The sequence below is a fragment of the Chitinimonas lacunae genome (assembly GCF_042650885.1).
GTDB classification, from domain to species: Bacteria; Pseudomonadota; Gammaproteobacteria; order Burkholderiales; family Chitinimonadaceae; genus Chitinimonas_A; species Chitinimonas_A lacunae.
Genome location: NZ_JBHSBU010000001.1, coordinates 1686620 through 1706833, shown reverse-complemented (window position 1 = coordinate 1706833; position 20214 = coordinate 1686620). Strand labels below are relative to the sequence as shown.

Below are 20214 nucleotides of genomic sequence, written 5' to 3'. Positions count from 1 at the left end.
GTGAGGCAGAAAAACATGGAACAACAGACAAGGAATGCCATGAACCGATCCGTCCATTGCGCCGGCCCTGGCCTGTGGAGTCTGCTGCTGGCGGCGGCCGTGTCGGCCGACACGGCCGTCGAGCAGCAACCGGGCTACGACGCCGGCTTCAAGGCCGGTTACGCCGCAGCACTCAAGGAGCTGACGGCGCGTCAGCATGAGACACCCTCTACCCCGACGGTCCCGGCGCCTGCGGCCTTGCCGCTGGCGGCGCCGCCTGCTGAAGGCATGCCCGACTGGTGGAATCACAGTAGCTTCCTCTACCCCAACCGCGATGGCTGGCGCCACCATCTCGAAGCCAATCTGTCGGCCACCTCGCTGGGCGGCAATGATTCGGGCCATGCGCTGCGGATCGGCGGCAAGGCCTATAGCCAGATCGGCCATTGGACCAACGAGCTGTCGGTATCGATCGACAAGCGCAAGATCGAGCAGGTCAGTGGCGGCCTCAACGAGAAGGACTACCGTATCGTCCAGGAGACGCTGCGGCGCGACCTCAGCCCCAACTGGTACGTCGGTGGCGGCTATATCTGGGAGCTCGACGAGCAGAACCTGATCGACAGCCGCCATACCGTGCTCGCCGGGGTTGGCTACTACTGGATCGACCGGCCGGGGCTGCGGCTCGACACCTTCGTCGGGCTGGGGCGTTTCCGCGAAAACTATATGGAATTCGTGCGCGATTACGTCGGCATCAACCGGCGCGACAGCGACATCCTCTACACCTACCAGACCCTGCAATGGCAGCTCGCACCGGCCTGGTCGCTGCGTCAGGGCTTTCGGCTGATCAACGACGGCGGACGCTCGGGGCGCTATGTGCTCGACCCAGTCAATCCGCGCAGCGGACGCTATGTGGCGGCTGAATATGTCCACCGCTACCGCTATCTCGCCTCGCTCAATCTCGATTACCAGCTGGCTCCCAAGGCGGTGCTGAGCTTCGGCTTCGAGAAACGCTACGACAGCAACCCCTGGCCCGATGTGCTGCGCGCCGACTATACGCGGCGCTTGAACTTCACTTTCCAGTATTAGGGGAGAGAAGCGTCTAAAAATAAAATTTCAGGAAAAATATCTGCAAGACCAGTAGTCAGTTATAGAAGAAAAGAAATAAACAATGCGTTCGGCTCACTCGCCGTGCGCATTGCTGCGTCCGGACCGGCCCCGAACGGACCGGCCCTCGCCGCGCGATCCGGGCGAAGCGGTGCAGCACAGGACGACGTGATGCCGGACAGCGCGGAGCGGGCTGCTGCCGCGGGATTGGTGTCTGCGAAGGTGGTGGGTCCGGTCAGCGTCCGAGGGGTCTGGCGGCGAAGTGGCTGTGGCGGACCCGACCTGGATTCATCCACAGAGGAAAGTTTCAGGAAAGAAATCCGCCATATGTGGAGCGGTGTTCAAACAAAAACAAAAAATTATTGGGAAGTACCTTGTAGAAGCCGTTTTGCAGGATCGTTCCTGGCCGGTGCCGGCCGGAACGGCGCCCACCTCCCCATTTTCTTGGAGCTTGCGAGTGAATTCAGCCCTGAATAAAAAAAACCTGCACGCCGTGGTCGAACATCTGATGGCTTCGGGCGGCGACGCGATCGCTGTGGAACAGGCAACGCGCCAGCTCAGCTATCGGGCGCTCAATCGACTGGTCAATCTGGCGGCCGCTGCCCTGCGCGACGCCGGGGTGGTGCCGGGCGATGTGGTCGGTCTGGCCATGCCGGCCAGTATCGAATGTCTGATCGGTATCCTGGCCACCATCAAGCGCGGCGCCATCTTCATGGCGCTCGATCTGGCCGCGCCCGAGGCGCGGCAGCGGCAGTTGTTCGGTATGGTCAACCCGCGCGTGCTGTGCCTGCGGCCGCAGGACGAGGCCACGGTGCGCGCGATGGCCGAGCGTTGTCCGCAAGGGGTGTCGCTGCTGCCGCTTGATGTGGCGCGGCTCCATGGCCTGCCGGCTTCGGCCGGGGATGCCAACCCGCCGATTCTGGCCGGTGACGACGATACGGGGTATCTGATCCAGACTTCGGGCTCGACCGGGGTGCCCAAGCTGATTGCCGGCCGCAACAAGGGCGTGAGCCATTTCGCCCACTGGGAGAAGACGGAATTCGGCCTGGACTCGCACACCCGGGCCAGTTGGCTGGCAGCGCCAACGTTCGATGTCTGCCTGCGCGAGATCTTTGTGCCGCTGCTGGCGGGCGGCACGCTGGTGATTCCCGAGCCGGCCGACCGGGCCGATAGCCATGCGCTGCTCGATTGGCTCGAACGCAGCCGGATTACGCTGCTCCATTGCGTTCCGTCCTTGTTCCGCCTGCTGACCCGGGCCGCCCGCGACCTGAGCCGGGCGCCCGACTCGCTGCGCCAGGTGGTGCTGGCGGGCGAACCGCTCTATGGCGCCGATGTGGCCAACTGGCGCGAGGCTGCCGGTGGCCGGGCGCAACTGATCAATTTCTATGGCCCGTCGGAAACCACGCTGGCCAAGCTGTTCCATCGTATCGAGGAAGCCTACGCGCCCGGCGCCATCGTGCCGCTGGGCCGGCCGATCGCCAATGCCGTGGTGCTGATCCTGGCCAACGGCCGGCTATGCGAGCCGGGCGAGGTGGGGGAGCTGCATATCAAGACCCCGTTTGCCAGCAATGGCTACTACCGCGATCCGGACACCACGGCGGCTGCCTTTATCGTCAACCCGCTTGGCGACGACCCCAATGACCGGATCTACAAGACCGGTGACCTCGGCCGCTACCGGCCCGACGGCAGCATCGAATTCGTTGGTCGGGCCGATCGGCAGGTCAAGATCGACGGGGTACGGATCGAACTGCCCGAGATCGAACTGGCGATGCGGCAATGGCCCGGCATCGGCGAAGCGGTGGCCCATGCCTTCCGGCTGGCCGATGGTGGCAACCGGCTGGTGGTGTATTTCACGCTGGCCGATCCGGCGGTGCTGCCCGACGGTCGCACCGACTGCGAGACGGCCATGCGCGAGCATCTGGCGCAGACGCTGCCGACCGGGATGTTGCCGGGCCATGTGGTCTGTCTCGATGACTTCCCGCGCAACCTCAACGGCAAGATCGACCGCCGCGCCCTGCCGCGTCCCGAAGCCTTGCAGACCGGCGATCGTGGCTTTGTCGCGCCCGAAGGCGAACTCGAAACCGCGCTGGCACAGCTATGGGCCGAAGCGCTGGCGCTGGATCGGGTCAGCGTCGAGAGCCAGTTCCTCCATATCGGCGGCAACTCGCTGCGTGCCATCGGCCTGCTTGGCCGCATCAACCGTCAGTTCGGCGCCAGCCTGACGCTGCGCGATTTCTTTGAGGACGGCACGGTCCGCGCGCTGGCCCGCCGGCTCGCCGCCAGCCAGCCCGGACCGCAACAGGCGGCCATCGAGCGCGCCCCGCTGGCGTCCGACTATCCACTTACCGAAGCCCAGGCGCGGCTGTGGGTGCTGACCCGGATCGAGGGACGCGAAGCGCTCTATCTCAATCCCGAATGGCTGGAACTTCATGGCGAACTCGACCCGCTGGCCTTGCGCGCGGCCTTCCAGTGTCTGATGGACCGGCATGAATCGCTGCGCACGGTGTTCGAGGCCGGCGAAGACGGCCCGCGCCAACGGGTGCTCGAGCGGGCCGAGGTGGCCTGGGTCGAGAAAGACCTGGGCGAAGGCCAGATCGAGCCGCTTGCGGTGGCCATCGAACGTGAATTGGCCGTGGGTCTCGAAGCCGGCGCGCCGCTGTGGCGCGTGGCCCTGCTGCGCGATACGCCCGAGCGCCATCATCTGCTGGTGTTGATGCATCACCTGATCTGCGACGGCTGGTCGATGGCGCTGATGAACCGCGAACTGGCCACGGCCTATCGGGCCCTGTGCGCCGGCCATACACCGTCATTGGGCGAGGCACCCTTGCAGATGCGTGATGTGGCGCACTGGCAGGCCAGTGAAGCGCGCCAGACCGAGCTCAGTCGTCACCGCGACTACTGGCGCGGTCGGCTGGCCGATCTGGACCGCCGTGCCATGCTGCCGACCCGTTCGCCCGAGTCGGTGCGGCGCGACGACGGTCGGGCGGCGACGGCCGCGATCGAGCTGGGGGCCGACACGGCGGCCCAGTTGCAGGCCTGGCTGGCCGCGCGTCAGGCCACACCCTTCATGGGGGTGGCGGCGGCGCTGGCGGTGCTGCTGCAACGTTATGGCGGCAGCGATACGGTGGTATTCGGCACCCCGGTCGAAGGCCGGGGCCATCCGCAACTGGCCGATACGGTCGGTTTCTTCGTCAATACCCTGCCGCTGGCACTCAAGGTGCAGCCGGGGCTGGGGCTGGGCGAGCTGCTCGAACGCACCCGCCGCGCGGTGGCAGAACTCCATGCCCATCAGGACTACCCGTTCGAGCGGCTGGCCGCCGACTATGGCGATGCGCGCGATCCGCTGCGTAATCCGCTGTTCGAGGTGATGCTGGCGATGGAACCGGCGCCGGGCGAACTGGCGCTTGAGCCGCTTGCCGTGCTCGAACATGAACTCGACCCCGGTGCCGCCCGCTACGATCTGACGCTGCGGCTGGCAGTCGGTCCGCAAGGCTGGCGGCTGCGGCTCGATTACCGCCGCGCGCTGTTCGAACCGGCATTCGTCGCCAGGCTGGGGCGCCATCTGGCCAATCTGCTGGCGGCCTTGCCGACCGCGGCGGACGCCACGGTGGCGGCCTTGCCGATGCTTGATCAGGCCGAACTCGAAGCGCTGCGCGACTGGGAAAACGGCCCGAGCCGGCCCTTGCCGCTTGGCACGATCGAGGCGGCGTTTGCCCGTCAGGCCGCGCTGCGGCCTGAGGCGCCGGCACTGTTGGGCGACGCCGGCGAGATCGACTACCGCACGCTCGACCAGACCGCCAATGCGCTGGCCGAGCGGCTGGTACTGGCGCAGGGCGTCAAGCCCGGCCAGATTGTCGCCGTGCTGCTCGAGCGCACCCCGCAATGGCCGCTGGCGCTGCTGGCCACGCTCAAGGCGGGGGCGGTCTATCTGCCGCTCGACCCGGCCTTCCCCGACACCCGTCTGCTTGATCTGATCGCCGATGCCGGTGCGGGCGTGGTGCTGACCGACGCGACCCAGGAAGCCCGCTTGCGCCGCGCCGGTCTGCCGCAGCAGATCGCCACGGTGGTGGCAGGCTTCGATCTGCCGGGCCGACCGGTGCCGCCGCAGACGGGGGGTGATCCGCTTGCGCCGGCCTATCTGATCTACACCTCGGGCTCGACCGGCCGGCCCAAGGCGGTCCAGGTCAGCCATCGTGCCTTCCTCAATATGATCGAAGACCAGATCGAGGCGCTCGATATGCAGCCCACGGACCGGGTATTGCAATTCGTCGCACCCGCTTTCGATGTGGCGCTGTTTGAAATCTTCCTGGCCCTGGGTTCGGGGGCAGCGCTGGTGCTGACCGACCGCGCCCGCACCGCCACGCCGCAAGGCTTTGTCGAGGCGTTGCGCCGCTACGGGGTGACGGTGGCGGCGGTGACGCCCGGTTTTCTCAACAGTCTGATCGAGCTGCCGCTGCTGCCGCTGCGCCTGCTCAACACCGGCGGCGAGTCGCCGCGCCGGGCCGATGTGGCGCGGGTGCTGGCGCAGGGCATCCGCTACATCAATGCCTATGGCCCGAGCGAAACCGCCGTCTGTGCGGCCTTTCACGAATGTCTCGACGCCGCAGGCGAGGGACCGCTGCCGCTGGGCCGACCCACCGCCAACACGGCGCTGCGCGTGGTGGCGCCCGATCTGACGCCGCTGCCGGTCGGCGTGCCGGGCGAGCTGCTGATCGAAGGGGTCGGGGTGGGCTTGGGCTATCTGGGCCAGAGTGCCCTGAGCGCCACCGTTTTCGGCCTTGCCGCCGACGGCACGCCGCGCTATCGCAGCGGCGACCGGGTAGTGCGGCGGGCCGACGGCTCACTGGTATTCCTGGGTCGGCTCGACGGTCAGGTCAAGGTGCGCGGCCACCGGATCGAGATCGGCGAAGTCGAGCGGGCGCTGGTCAGTCTGCCTGGCGTGATGGACGGCCGCGTGCTGGTGCGGCCCGTTGGCGACGATACGGCGCTGGTCGCCTACTGGACACCCACGGCCGAGGCGGCCCAGGTGGACGAAGCGGCCCAGCGTCAGCAACTGATCGAAGCTCTGGCGAGCCGACTGCCCGACTATATGGTGCCAAGGCTGTTGGTGCGCCTGACGGCACTGCCGCTCAACGCCAACGGCAAGCTCGATGTGGCTGCGCTGCCCGAGCCGCGGGCGGCGCTGAGCCATGACCGCACCGAGCCGGTCGGTCCGACCGAGACGGCACTGGCGCGACTGTGGTGTGAAGTGCTCGATCTGGCCCAGGTGGGCCGTCACGCCGACTTCTTTGCCCTGGGCGGGCGCAGTCTGGCCGCCAACCGGCTGGTATTGCGTGCGGCGCGTGCCTTGCAGCGGGCGGTGACACTGGCCGATCTGTATGCAGCGCCAACGCCGGCTTCGCTGGCGGCAAGGCTGGGTGGCGACTCGGCGCCCGGGGCGGCCCCGCTGGCGGCCCTGTCCGACACCGCCCCGGCGCCGCTGTCGCCGATGCAGCAGCGGCTGTGGGTGCTCCATGGCATCGGCCAGGCCAGCGCCGCCTACCATATCGCCGGAGCAAGCGAGATCGAAGGACCACTCGATCTGCCGGCCCTGCGCACCGCATTTGCCGATCTGGCCGGGCGCCATGCGGTGCTGCGCAGCCGGATCGTGGTCGAGGGCGCAGAGCCGCTGCAACGGCTCGACCCGCCCGGCGCGGTTGCCTGGCACGAGTTCGATGGCTCGGCATTGAGCCAAGACGAGCGGCGGGCGCGCTTGCTCGAATTCCGCGACCGGCCGTTCGATCTGGCGCAGCAATGGCCGCTGCGCGTGCTGTGGTGCCAGGAAGGTCCGGGACGCGGCAGCCTGCTGACGGTGCTGCACCATATCGCGGCGGACGGCTGGTCGATGCCGCTGCTGGCGCACGATCTGGCGCTGGCCTACGCTGCCCGCCGCGCCGGCCGCGCGCCCGACTGGCCGGCCCTGCCTTCGTCCTATCGCGAATTGTCGGTGCACTGGCGTGAATCGCTGGCGCGCGGCGATTTTGCGGCCGATGCCGATTACTGGCGGCGCGAGCTGGCCGGACCGCTGCCCACGCTCGATCTACAGACCGACTTCCCGCGCCCGGCAGTCCAGGGGCTGCGCGGCGCCACGCTGCGGCTGCCCTTGTCGCCGGCGACCCGCACGGCGCTGGCCAGCCTGGCCGAGCGCGCCCGCTGCGGCGAGTTTGCGGTGGCGCTCGCTGCGCTGCGGCTGCTGCTGTGGCGTCTGGCGGGCCAGACCGATCTGGTGATCGGTGCGCCGGTGGCCGGGCGACTGCATCCCGACAGCGAGCGGATGGTCGGCTGTTTCGTCAACACCCTGCCGCTGCGCGACCGCCTGGTGCCCGAGATGCCGTTCGCCGACTGGCTGGCGTGGACCGCGGCCAAGGTGGCGGAGGGGGTGCAGCACCAGGGCTATCCCTTCGACCGGCTGGTCGGGGAGCTGGGTCTGGAGCGCGATACGGCCCGCTCGCCGCTGTTCGATGTGATGTTGTCGGTCGAACCGCTGGGTGGACCGCTGCAACTCGACGGCGTCGTCTGTGCCGAACGCGAGCTGCCGCGCAGTGGCTCGCGTTGCGATCTGTGCTGGATGTTCGGTCTGGACGGCCAGGGCGGCCGGCTCGATCTGGAATACGACAGCGATCTGTTTGCCCCAGCCACGGTCCAGGCATTGGCCGAGCGGCTGTTCCGGCTGATCGAGGCCGCCGCGGCCACGCCGGCAGCAGCGCTCCATCGGCTCGACTGGCTGGCGCCTGCTGAACGGCATTGGCTGCTCGATACGCTCAATCCCGCCTCACCGGCACTGGCTGACAGCAGCGTGCTGGAGCGTTTCGAATACTGGGCCCAGGCAATGCCCGAGGCGCCGGCGTTGATCGATGATCGGGAGAGCTGGAGCTATGGCCGGCTTGACGCCGCCGCAGCCGACTGGGCAGCCCGCATCCAGGCGGCGCTGGGCGTCGAGGCGGCGGCCGGCCGGCATATCGCGCTGCAATTCGAGCGGGGGCCGGGCTGGATCGTGGCCGTACTCGCCGTGCTCAAGGTGGGTTCGGCCTATGTGCCGATCGAGCCCGATGCGCCGTCTGCACGCCGGCGTTTCCTGCTCGAAGACAGCGGCGCGGCGCTGCTGCTCTACGACCGGGAGCGCGAGCGCGACGATCTGCCGGCGCTGCCCTTGTTGCAGCTCGATGAAGTCGGCCACGGACAGCCCGTGCAGGTGGCGCGCCGTGGCGGCGAGGCCCCGATCTATCTGATGTACACCTCGGGCTCGACCGGTCGGCCCAAGGGCGTCTCGACACCGCAGCGTGCGGTGTTGCGGCTGGTGTCGGACAGCCGGTACTTCGAGCCCGTCACGGGCGACCGCTTGCTGCAACTGTCCAACTACGCCTTCGACGGCGCCACCTTCGATCTGTTTGCCGCGCTGTGTCATGGTCTGGCCCTGTGTCTGCCCGACCGTGATACGGCGATGGACCCAGAGGCGCTGGCCGATTTCGTCGAGCGGCACGGCGTCACCGTGTCGTTTGTCACCACGGCGCTATTCAACCAGTGGGTGCAAGCGGCACCGCAGTCGCTGCGCCGGCTGCGCAAGCTCTACTTCGGCGGCCAGGAAGCCAATCTGCCGCTGGTCGAACGGGCACTCGGGCTGATGCAGCCCGGCGCGCTGGTCCATGTCTACGGACCGACCGAAACCACCACCTTCTCCACCTTCCATGTGGTGCAACCTGCCGATCTGGCGGGTATCCATCCGCGTCTGCCGATCGGCTTGCCGATCGGTCACACCACGGCCCATGTGCTCGATGCGCTGGGCGAACCCGCGCCGGTCGGCGTGCCGGGCGAGCTGTATATCGGTGGGGCGGGGCTGGCGCTCGGTTATCTGGGCCTGCCGGAGACGACTGCCGAGCGTTTTGTGCGGGTCCGCTCGGTCGATGAGCCGCTCTATCGCAGCGGCGATCTGACCTTGCGGCGCGACGATGGCGCCATCGTGTTCCTGGGCCGGCTCGATGGACAGGTCAAGATTCGCGGCTATCGGGTGGAACTGGGCGAGGTCGAGCAGGCGCTGCTGACGCTGCCCGGGGTCGCCCAGGTCCATGTGATGCCGCGGGCGACGGCACAGGGCAATCTGGAACTGGTGGCCTATTACACCGTCGCGTCCGGGGCGCAGGTCGGGGAAGCCGTCTTGCGTGCTCATCTGGCCGAGCGGCTGCCGGGCTATATGCGGCCGGCGCACTGTGTCGCACTGGCGGCGCTGCCGCTGAACCGCAATGGCAAGGTGGACCGTGCCGCCCTGCCTGCGCCCGAACCTGCCGCAGCGCCGCTGGCGGCAGTGGTCGCGCCCAGCGAAGGTCGCGAGCAGGTGCTGTGGCAGTGCTGGGCCGAGGTATTGGGCCGGCAGGACTTTGGCGTCGAGGACAACTATTTCGCCCTGGGCGGCGATTCGATCCAGGCGATCCAGATCGCGGCACGACTGCGTGAACGGGGCTTCCAGCTCAAAGTCACCCAGTTGCTGCAAAGCCCGACCATTGCCGCGCTGGCGCCACAGTTGGCCGAACGCACGTCGGGTCGTGCGGCCGTGTCGGTCGAGTGGGGCCAGGCGCCGTTGTTGCCGATCCAGCACTGGTTCCTCGAACAGGACTTCAGCAGCGCCCACCATTTCAACCAATCGATATTGCTGGTGTTGCCGGCCGCTACCACGCTGGCGACGGTGCAGAGTGCGCTGGACCGGCTGATCGACCGGCACGATGCCCTGCGGCTGCGTTTTGGCCGCGATGCGTCCGGGCGGCCATGGCAGCGTTTCGAGTCGGCACAGCCGGCTGCGCTGCGCGAGGTCGGCTGTACCGAGCTGGCGCAGATGCAGGCCGATATCGCCGCGACCCAGGCGTCCTTCCGCCCGGCCGAGGCGCCGCTGCTGCAAGCGGTGCTCTACCGTCTGCCCGAGGCGGCCCGCCTGTTCCTGACCATTCATCACTGGGCCGTGGACGGGGTGTCATGGCGCGTGCTGCTCGACGATCTGTCCCGCTTGCTCAAGGACGAGCAGGCCGAGCTGCCGCCGCGCACCCATTCGCCGGCCGCCTGGGCGCGCCGGCTGGCGGCCGAGCCACGCTTTGTCGAGCAGCGTGCCTATTGGCGCGAGCGGTTGGGACAGCCGTGCGGTCATCTGCCGCAGCTGCGCGCCGAGGCGGTGCCGGCGCCAGTCGAGGCGCGGCCGCTGCTGGCGTTCGTGCTCGATTCGACCGCGACCGGCCTGCTGCTTGGCGACGGTCATACGGCCTATCAGACCCAGGGTGACGAGCTGTTGCTGGCCGCCTGGCTGCGCACGCTGGCGCAGATCCAGTACCACCCGGTCTGCCGTATCGCACTCGAAGGGCATGGTCGTGAGCCTTTGTTCGATGACCTCGATCTGTCGCGCAGCGTCGGTTGGTTTACCGCGATGTATCCGCTTTGCGTGCAGGTCGATGCCGAGCAGTGGTCGCTGTGCGTGCGCCAGGTCAAGGAAGCGCTGCGGGGAGTGCCCGACCGTGGGCTCGGCTATGGGGTGCTGCGCTATCTGCACGGTGATGCCGAGCTGGCGCACGGACCGGTCGCCGAAACCAGCTTCAACTACCTGGGCCGCTTCGACGATGCCATGCCGTTGCTGCTGGCACCCGAATCGACCGGCGACGAGATCGCGCCCGATACCCGTCTTCCCCATGCGCTCGATGTAACGGCCGAGGTCAAGGACGGCTGCCTCCATGTGCGGATGGTGGCCGACAGCGGCCGCTACCCGCTTGCGCTGTTCGAGACGCTGCGGCGCGACTTCGAGCGCAATCTGCATGAGCTGGCCGAACACTGCCGTGATTGCAGCGCGCCGCAACTGAGCCCGAGCGACATCGACTTCGACGGGATGGACATCGCCGCGCTCGATGCCTTCCTCGACGATCTGGAGCAGAGCGTGCGATGAAATGGCCGGCGGAGACGGAATCGAGCCGTCTCCGCCTGTCCGTTTGAAAAGGAAAATTTCAGGAAAAAACGGTGCTAGATGTATGTCAGTAAATATTCAGAAATAAATATTTTACTTGTCCAGAGGGAAGTTATGGCGTCCCGGCGACCGATCCGTCATCGCTCGCCTCAACCTTGCAAGGAGGAAGTCGCATGACCGATTCAAAAAAGACATCCTCGCACCGCCATGGCCAACGGCCGGCCGGTGCCAAACGGCACGAGGCGAAATCCGCCAGCGCCCAAACGGCTGGCACCGCAGCAAATCCGTCCGGCGCCAACACAACCAAGCAGGCCGCCCAGGCAGAAACCGGCACGCAACCCGCCGACCAACGCCAGGCTGCCCTGCAACCCTCGGATGAATCGCTGGTGCGCCCCGCTGGTGCCAAAGCCGAACCTCAGCGCCAAACCGCCGAAGCCGCATCGATGCGACCGGGCGATACCCAGGCCGATCCTGCCCTGAAAGGCTCGGGCAGCGCTTCGCTTGCGCCGACCCAAGTCAAACTCGACCTGTCGTCGAAGCCATCGGATGCCCCCTCGCCGCATCCAAACGACACAAAGACAAACCCGACCTCGAAGGCGTCGGATGCCTCATCGGTGCATCCGAGCGAGGCGAGGACGGAGCCGGCGTTGAAGGCATCGGATGCCTCATCGGTGCGTCCGAGCGAAGCGAAAGCGGAACCGTCGCGGAAGGTGTCGGGTGCCTCATCGGTACGTCCGAGCGAAGCGAAAGCGGAACCGTCGCTGAAGGTGTCGGGTGCCTCATCGGTACGTCCGAGCGAAGCGAAAGCGGAACCGTCGCTGAAAGTGTCGGGTGCCTCATCGGTGCGTCCGAGCGAAGCGAAAGCGGAACCGTCGCTGAAAGTGTCGGGTGCCTCGTCGGTGCGTCCGAGTGAAGCGAAAGCGGAACCGTCGCTGAAGGCGTCGGGTGCCTCGTCGGTGCGTCCAGGCGAGGCGAAAGCGGCGCCGGCATTGAAGGCGTCGGATGCCTCGTCGGGGCGTCCGAGCGAGGCCAAGGCGGAGTCGGTGTTGAAGGCGGGCAGCGCTTCTTCACACGAAAGCAGTGCCAAGAAGGATGCGACGCCCAAGAAGTCTGAGGCGGCGTCAGGGCCAGCCGGTGGCGATAAGCAGTCGTCTTCTGAGCCAGAGCGCAGCGTCCCGGCCGTGGTTGCCGAATCGGCCCAGCCGGCGCCGGTTCAGCCTGCCAAGGTTGAGGTTGCCGCAGCCCCCGAATCGTTGCCGGCTGTCGCTGAAGTCGTGCCCTCCAGCAAGCGCCAGCCGTCGGTGCGCAAGAAAGCCGGTCTGCTCAAACCGATCTCGAAGGAGGAATCGGTGTCGGCACGTCGCCATTACGCCGAGGACATTGTGCGTGAACATGCCCTGCTGGCGGGCGCCTCGATGGCGATTCCGGTGCCCTTGATCGATACCCTGGCGAGCTTTGCCATCCAGTTGAAGCTGGTGCGTCGCCTGTGCCAGCTCTATTCGGTCGATTTCACCGAACACCGGCTGCGGGCGCTGCTGGCGGCCACGGTCGGTGGTGTATCGACGGGCTGGGCGGCCGGCAGTGCGCTGGCAGCGGTATCGGTGGCGAGTTTCTTTACCAGTTTCGTCCCCTCGGCGGTGATCGCCTCGGGACTGACCTATGCCATCGGCCAGGTGTTCATCGCCCACTTTGAAACCGACGGCACGCTGTCCGACCTCGACCCCCATTACGCCGCCGCCGAAGTGATCCGTCACCAGGCTGCGCGGCAGAGCCGGTGATCCCATCCATGATCGAACGCAGCAATATCAAGAATCTGTACGCCCTGTCACCGCTACAGGAAGGCATGCTCTACCACGCCCTGCGCGAACCCGACTCGCACGCCTATTTCGAGCAGATCGACTACGGACTCGACGGCCCGCTCGATGTGGTGCGCTGGCAGGCGGCGTGGCAGAAGCTGGTGGATCGCCATGACATCCTGCGCACCGTGTTTGCCGTGCGCAAGGTGCCGCAACCGGTGCAACTGGTGTTGAAGCAGGCGCCCTTGCTGTTCCATTACGAAGACCTGAGCGCACTCGACGCCGAAGCGCGCCAGAGTGCGATGGCGCGCTACAAGGCGGCCGATGTGGCACGCGGCTTCGAGCTGACCCGCGAAGTGCCGCTGCGGCTGGCGCTGTTCAAGGTGGGCGAGCGGCTGCACCGGGTGGTGTGGAGCTTTCACCATATCCTGCTCGATGGCTGGAGTCTGGCCATCCTTGAACGCGACCTCGATGCGCTCTACCTGGCCGAGTTGCACGGCACGCCGCTGCGTCTGCCCCCGGCGCCGCCGTTCTCGGCCTATATCCGCTGGCTGGCAGACCGCGACCGCCACGCCTCGCGCGATTTCTGGCGCACGCTGCTGGCGGGCTTCGAGATCGCCACCCCGATGCCGCACCGGCTCGAAGCCCGGTTCGGTACGGCAAGTCAGCAGGATTACGCTGCCGGTGAAGTCCGCCACACCCTGGCGCCGGCGACGGTGGCCGGGTTGCAGACGCTGGCGCGCGAAGCCGGCGTCACCCTGAGCGAAGTGGTGCAGACGCTGTGGGGGCTGCTGCTGGGTCGGCTCAACGGCCGGCGCGATGCGGTATTTGCCGCCACCGTCTCGGGGCGGCCCAGCGATCTGGCCGAAGCCGAGCGGACCGTGGGGATCTTCATCAATGCCGTGCCGGTACGGGTGCGCTTTGACGACAATCCGCCGCTGCGCCAGCTGCTGGGCCGGGTCCAGCAAGCGGCCATCGCCGCGCGCGAGCATCATCATCACCCCCTGTCCGAAGCGATGAACGACCACCCGCTGCGGCAGGCGCTGATCGACCATGTGCTGGTGTTCGAGAACTACCCGCAGGCCGAGGCCACGGCACCCGACCCCGATCTGCCGCGCCCCATCGAAGACGACGTCGGCCTGTTCGAATACACCCACTATCCGTTCGAATGCCAGTTCCTGCCCGGCGACGACACGGTATTGCGGCTGCGTTTCCATCGTGGTCTGTACGACAGCGCCGTGATGGCCGAAGTGGCTGCCCGTTTCGAGACCCTGGCCGAAGCTGCTATCGCCAACCCGGAGCAGGGCGCCATCGAGCTGGCCGAGGCCGAGCGGCGCACCCCGGCGCCCGGGCCGATCGGCGTTGCTGCGAGCTTCACCGCCGAACCCGTCGCCGACGCCGCCCGCCGCTGGCTGCGTGAATGGGCCTGTCCGGCCGAGATCGTGCTCGCGCCCTATAACCAGTGCCTGCAAGCGCTGCACGATCCGGCCAGCCCGCTCAACCGTGGCCGCTTCGGCCTGTTGCTGTTCCGCTTTGCCGACGCGCTGCGCGATCTGGCCGATGACGGACAGGCGCTGAGCCAGCTCGACCAGCTCGGCAGCGCCATGCTCGACGCGGTACGGAACCGGCCGGGCGGATTGCCGTTGGTGGTATTCGGCCTTCCCTGTGCCGGCACCGACTCGGCCGAAGCCCGACACGCCCAGGCCTGGCAGCGGCGCTTCGAGGCCGAAGTGGCTGAGCTGCCCGGCGTGACGGTGCGCCAGATCGACGAGCTGCTGCGTCAGGAAGTGGACGGTCCCCTGTTCGACCCGGTCGCCGATCTGGTCGGCCATCTGCCGTATTCGACGGCCGGCTGTGCCGCTCTCGGGGCCGAGCTGGCCCGTGCCGTGGTCTGCCGTGCCCGGCCGCCGTTCAAGGTGATCGCCGTCGATTGCGACAACACCTTGTGGGGCGATGTCTGCGGCGAGGTCGGACCCGAAGGCGTGGTGCTGAGCGAAGGCCATCTGGCCTTGCAGTCCTTTCTGCTGGCCCGTCGGGCCGAGGGCTGGCTGATCGCGCTGGCCAGCAAGAATGTCGAGGCCGATGTCTGGGCAGTCTTCGAGCGCCGGTCCGAGATGCTGCTCAAGCGCGAACATGTCTCGGCGGCGGCGATCAACTGGCAGCCTAAATCGGACAATCTGCGGGCACTGGCCCGCGAGCTGAATCTGGGCGTTGACAGTTTTGTGCTGCTCGATGACAGCCCGGCCGAATGCACCGAAGTGATGAACGGCTGCCCCGAAGCGCTGGCGCTGCCCCTGCCGGCCGATGCGCGCCAGTTCCCGGCCTGGCTGGCCCGGGTCTGGGCCTTCGATGTGGCTGAGATCACCCGCGAGGACCGCGAACGGGCCGATCTGCTGCGTGCCGAGCGCGAACGCGATTCGCTGCGGGAGCGGCTGAGCGAGCGCGACGACGGTACCTTTGCCCGCCAGATCGGGCTGACCGTGCGTATCGGGCCGGCGCGGCCGTGGCAGTGGACGCGGCTGTCGCAACTGAGCCTGCGCACCAACCAGTTCAATCTGAGCGGACGCCGGCGCAGCGAGTCTGAAATCGGCGAATTCGCCACCACAGCGGGCCAGATGGCGCTGGCCGTCGAGGTCGAGGACCGCTTCGGCCGCTATGGCCTGACGGGCGCGCTATTGCTGCGGCTGGACAGCCCCGGCCGCTGCCTTGAAATCGATACGCTGCTGTTGAGCTGCCGTGTCCTGGGCCGCCGCGCCGAATGGGCCATCCTGTGCGCGCTGGGCCGGCTGGCTCGCCGCAGCGGCTGCGAGCGGATCACGGCACCGCTGCGTCCGACCGAGCGCAATCAGCCGGTCCGTGATTTCCTGGCCACAGCACCGTGGCGTTCGCTGGGAGACGATAACTTCGAGTGTCGCCTGAGCGAGCTCGGCGCTGAAATCGATGCCGTCACGCTGCTCGATGATTACTGCTTCCCCGAACAGGAGCCGGCAGCACCGCCGCCGAGCGCCATAACGTCTGTTCCCACCTCGACCGAGCCGACCACCCGACTGGTGCGGCCGGCCTTCCCGCTGGCCTTGGTCAACGAAGCGCGCCTGCGCCACGGCCTCCACTATCTGCCGCTGCTTGCCTATTGCCGTGGCTGGACAGCCGCTGCAACGGTCCAGTCCGGTCACGCTGCGCCAGTCAGCACGCCACCAGCGGGTCCGGCCGAAGAGAAAATCGCCGCCATCTTTGCCGAGGTGCTGGGCCACAGCGCCATCGACGCGCTGCGACCGTTTGCCGAGCAAGGCGGCCATAGCCTGCATGCGGTGCGGGTGGTCTCGCGGATCGAACACGTCTTTGGCTGTGCCATCGCGCTGGTGGATTTCTTCCGCCACGACACCGTGCGGGCACTGGCGGGTCTGCTTGCGGCCAGTCCGGCCTCGGCAGCGGGTCGCCGCCCCATCGCGCCGGTTGCCGAGGCGGAGCACTATCCCGTCTCGCCGCAGCAGGAGCGGATGTGGCTGCTGAGCCGGCTCGGTGCCGCCTCGGCCTATCAGCTCGGTGCCGCCTTCCGCCTGCGTGGCCGGCTCGATGCGCAGGCGCTGGCGGCGGCGGTGACGGACACCGTGGCGCGTCATGACATGCTGCGCACCATCTATCTGGAGACGGCCGAGGGGCTGCGGCAATGCATCCTGCCCAAGGGCCCTGTGCTGGAAGTGTGCGACTGGCCCGGAGAGGCCGAATCGGCCAGCCGCGAGATCGGCCGCCGCTTGCGCGAGCCGCTGCGGCTCGACGCCGAGCCGCCGGTGCGCTTTCTGCTCTACCGGCTGGGTCCGGCCGAAGCGGTGCTTGGCATCGTGCTGCACCATATCGCCGGCGACGGCTGGTCGTTCGGTCTGCTGCTCGATAGTCTCGCTGCCGCCTATAACGGCCGGCCCGACCGCGAGGGCAGCGTGCTGCGCTACCGCGACTACGCCGTCTGGACCCGCTCGGCCGAGGCCGCGCAGGAATGGCAGCGGGCGCGTGCCTACTGGCGCGAACGGCTCGCTGCACCCGGTCCGATCGCCATGATTCCGCCTGACCGGCCCCGTCCGGCTCAGCCTTCGGGACGCGGCGCCAGTGTCGAGCGCCGACTGTGCGCCGATGCCGAGCTGCTGCAACGGCGGCTGGCGGCGCAGCGCAGCGGCCTGTTCGGCTTTGTGACGGCGGCGCTGGCCGTGCTGCTGTATCGGCATGATCGCGAAGGCCGGGTCCGTCTCGGTACACCGGTGGCCGGCCGCGACCGGCCCGAGATCGAAAGCACGGTCGGGCTGTTTGTGAATACCGTGGTGCTCGATCTGGAACTCGACGGCGAGGACAGTTTTGCCGAGGTGCTGAGCAGCGCCACCGAGCGCGCCCAGGCTGCGCTTGACCATGCCGCCTGGCCGTTCGACCGGCTGGTCGATGAACTGACGCCGGTGCGGCAGCCGGGCCGTCATCCGTTGTTCGACGCCCTGTTGGTGCTGCAAAACTCGCCGCGTCCGCCCGCCTCGCTCGAAGGCGTGGCCGTCGACGATCTGCCGCTCGACAGCGAAGGCGCGGCGTTCGATCTGGTATTCGAGTTCGGCGTGGACCGCGACGGTGCGCTGTCGTGTCGGCTGCGCTACAGCCTCGATCTGTACGAGCCGGCCACAGCCGCGCGGCTGCTGGCGCGGCTTGAGACGCTGCTGAGTGCTGCACTGGACCAGCCGCAGCGGCCCATCGGTTCGCTGCCGCTGCTCGATGGCAGCGAAGCCGCACTGCTGGCCGGTTTCGGCCGGGGCGAGCCGCAGGCGGCGCCATTGGCCGATCTGGGGCGCTGGTTCAGCGAGCAGGCCGCCCGCACGCCCGAGCGCACGGCCTTGCGTGGCGAAACGGGTACGTTCAGCTACGCCGAACTCGACCGCCGCGCCCGCCGGCTGGCCCATACCCTGTTGCGCCAACCGGGCGTCGTGCCCGGCAATATCGTGGCCGTCCTGCACGAGCGCGACGCCGACTGGGCCGTGGCGCTATTGGCCACGCTACAGGCCGGTTGCGTCTATCTGCCGCTCGACCCGCGTCATCCCGACGCCCGGCTGCGCGAGCTGATCGAAGATGCCGGCGCCCTGACGGTGCTGACCCGCCCTGCGCTGGCGCACAGGTTGCGGGCGGCCGGGGTGCCGACGATGGTCGAGTTGTTCTGTGAGCAAGGGGAGGGCGAGGCGGCCGAGCTGCCGGCGGTCCGTCCCGACCCCGACGCACCTGCCTATCTGCTCTATACCTCGGGCTCGACCGGCCGGCCCAAGGGCGTGAAGGTATCGCAGCGCGCCTTTGCCAATATGATCGCCGACCAGATGCAGGCCTTTGCCATGACGGCCGACGATACGGCGCTGCAACTGGCGGCCTGCTGTTTCGATGCCTCGCTGTCGGAATGCTTCATGGCCTGGCTGTGCGGCGCCGCGCTCGCCCTGGTCGATGGCGCGACCGCCCGCGATCCGGTCCGGCTCGGCCGTTTCCTGCGCGACCATCAGGTATCGGTGGCCACTTTCACCCCGTCCCATCTGCGCCATCTCGACCCGGCCGATCTGGCCAGTCTGCGCTGTCTGATCCTGGCGGGCGAGGCGGCGTTTGCCCATGACCTCGAACGGGTCGCCCGGCCCGGACTGACGGTCTTCAACGCCTACGGTCCGACCGAGACGGCCGTCTGCGCCACGCTGGGCGCAGTTGCCGCCGCCGACGGTCAGGGCCGGTTGCCGATCGGGCGGCCGATTGCCAACAGCCGGATCCGGATCGTCAACGCCCAGGACCATGACCAGCCCATCGGCGTCGCCGGTGAACTGTGCGTCGAAGGCATCGGCGTGGCGCTTGGCTATCTCAACCGTCCGGGCGAGTCCCTGGCGCGTTTCTACCGCACCGCAGCCGGCGAGCGCGGCTATCGCACCGGTGACCTGGCGCTGTGGCGCGACGACGGTCGGCTGATCTATCTGGGCCGGCGCGACGATCAGGTCAAGATTCGCGGTCAGCGCTGTGAGCCAGGCGAGCTGGAAGCCGCCTTGCTGGCCCAGCCCGGTGTCACGGCTGCGGCCGTGACGGTCGAAACCGGCGTCGATGGCGACCAGTTGCTCGCTTTCCTGTGCGGTGAGCCGACCGATGAGGCTGTATTGCGCCACCGGCTGGCGGCGCTGCTGCCGCCGCATCTGCTGCCGGCCCGGCTGCGCTGGCTCGACCAGCTGCCCCTGACCGTCAACGGCAAGGTGGACCGGGCCGCGCTGGCGGCCCTGCCTGTTGCCCCTTCTGCCACTACCACCCCGCTTCCCGCTTCGCCGTGGCTTGAGACCGTGCTCGAAGGCTTTCGCAGCGTGCTGCCGACGATCGAGATCGATGCCGACTTCTTCGCTGCGGGCGGCAACAGCCTGGCGGCGATGCGGCTGGCTCGCGAACTCGAACGACGGCTTGGTCTGCCGTGCCCGGCCGAGCTGATCTTCGAGCACCCCAGCCCACGTCGGCTGGCCGACGCGCTGGCGCGTCCGTGCGCCACCACCGTCAGCAGCGGCCGGCTGCGCCGCTATGGCGCGGGAAACAGCGACAGCACCTTGCTGGCGCTGCCGCCATCACCAGGACTCGGCGTGGTCTACGCGGCACTTGCCGCCCATTGGCCCGGCCGCAGTCTGCTCAGCCTCGATGTCGACTTCGAGCAGATCGCCCCCTGGCTCGACGGTCTGGCCGATGAGGTCGCCGACTGCCGCGATGGCAAGCGGCTGACCCTGCTCGGCTATTCGGGCGGCGGCAAGCTTGCTTTGGGGCTGGCGGCCCGGCTGGCTGATCGCGGTTGCGCGGTGGAGCGGGTGTTGTTGCTCGACTGCTGGCATGTTGACGGCGCGCGCGAAGCTGCCGCGACCCCGCTGAGTGAGGGATTGGTGGCCTTGGCGGCACAGCCGGGCGAGCGCCTCACTGCGGCGCGCGAGCGGCTGTTGCAGCGCGAGCGTCGCTATCGCGAGGCGATCGATGCCTTCCTGCCGACCGAGCCATTGGTCTGTCCGGTGGTCCATCTGCTGGCCGATCTCGGCGGCGCTCTGCCGCCGCACCAGTGGTGGCGCGACTGGTCGCATCTGGCGACCGGTTACGAGGAGATTCCGCTTGGCGCCAGCCACCACCAACTGCTGGCCCCGGCCCAACTGCAAGCCAGCGCGGCAGCCATTCTGGCTGCCTGGCAGGGCGCTGACGCGGCGGTGGGTTAAGGGTTTTGGAAAAAATATGGACAGAGAGGTGCAAGTAAAAAAGACAAATTAAATAAAAAATGAATAAAGATTGATGCTTCGATCCAGCCGCGCCGGCCGTTCCCGAGAGAGGGGAAAGGCCGGCCAGACGGAGCGATCAAGCGCCTTGCTG

At 67.9% G+C, this 20214-nt stretch carries 5 protein-coding genes; 4 read left to right on the top strand and 1 reads right to left on the bottom strand.

All coding sequences use genetic code 11. From position 1 onward, the window contains the following. Positions 1–39: 39 nt before the first annotated feature. Both ACFOW7_RS07045 and ACFOW7_RS07040 read left to right on the top strand, forming a co-directional pair. Positions 40–1062 carry a DUF481 domain-containing protein gene (locus ACFOW7_RS07045; protein WP_378162516.1) on the top strand — a complete coding sequence of 341 codons (1023 nt, stop codon included), beginning with the start codon at positions 40–42 and terminating at the stop codon, positions 1060–1062. A 475-nt stretch (positions 1063–1537) separates the two neighbouring features. After that, positions 1538–11032: an amino acid adenylation domain-containing protein gene (locus tag ACFOW7_RS07040; RefSeq protein WP_378162514.1), complete on the top strand. Its 9495-nt coding sequence runs from the start codon at positions 1538–1540 to the stop codon at positions 11030–11032. Positions 11033–11465: 433 nt separating this feature from the next. Here ACFOW7_RS07040 and ACFOW7_RS07035 read toward each other — a convergent pair whose 3' ends face one another. Then, positions 11466–12137 (bottom strand): hypothetical protein, encoded by a 672-nt coding sequence (locus ACFOW7_RS07035; RefSeq protein ID WP_378162512.1) that lies wholly within the window; start codon positions 12135–12137, stop codon positions 11466–11468. A 94-nt stretch (positions 12138–12231) separates the two neighbouring features. Between ACFOW7_RS07035 and ACFOW7_RS07030 the strand changes: the two genes are divergently transcribed. After that, entirely contained in the window at positions 12232–12828 is a 597-nt protein-coding gene (locus tag ACFOW7_RS07030) for a YcjF family protein (protein WP_378162510.1), read from the top strand. Positions 12829–12836: 8 nt separating this feature from the next. Then, the gene (locus ACFOW7_RS07025; protein ID WP_378162507.1) at positions 12837–20063 is read left to right on the top strand and encodes an amino acid adenylation domain-containing protein; all 7227 of its coding nucleotides are present in this window, start codon (positions 12837–12839) and stop codon (positions 20061–20063) included. Positions 20064–20214: the final 151 nt, after the last annotated feature.

Coding starts and splice junctions, on each gene's coding strand:
- ACFOW7_RS07045 (WP_378162516.1), top strand. CDS start 40: ATGAACCGATCCGTCCATTGCGCCGGCCCTGGCCTGTGGAGTCTGCTG.
- ACFOW7_RS07025 (WP_378162507.1), top strand. CDS start 12,837: ATGATCGAACGCAGCAATATCAAGAATCTGTACGCCCTGTCACCGCTA.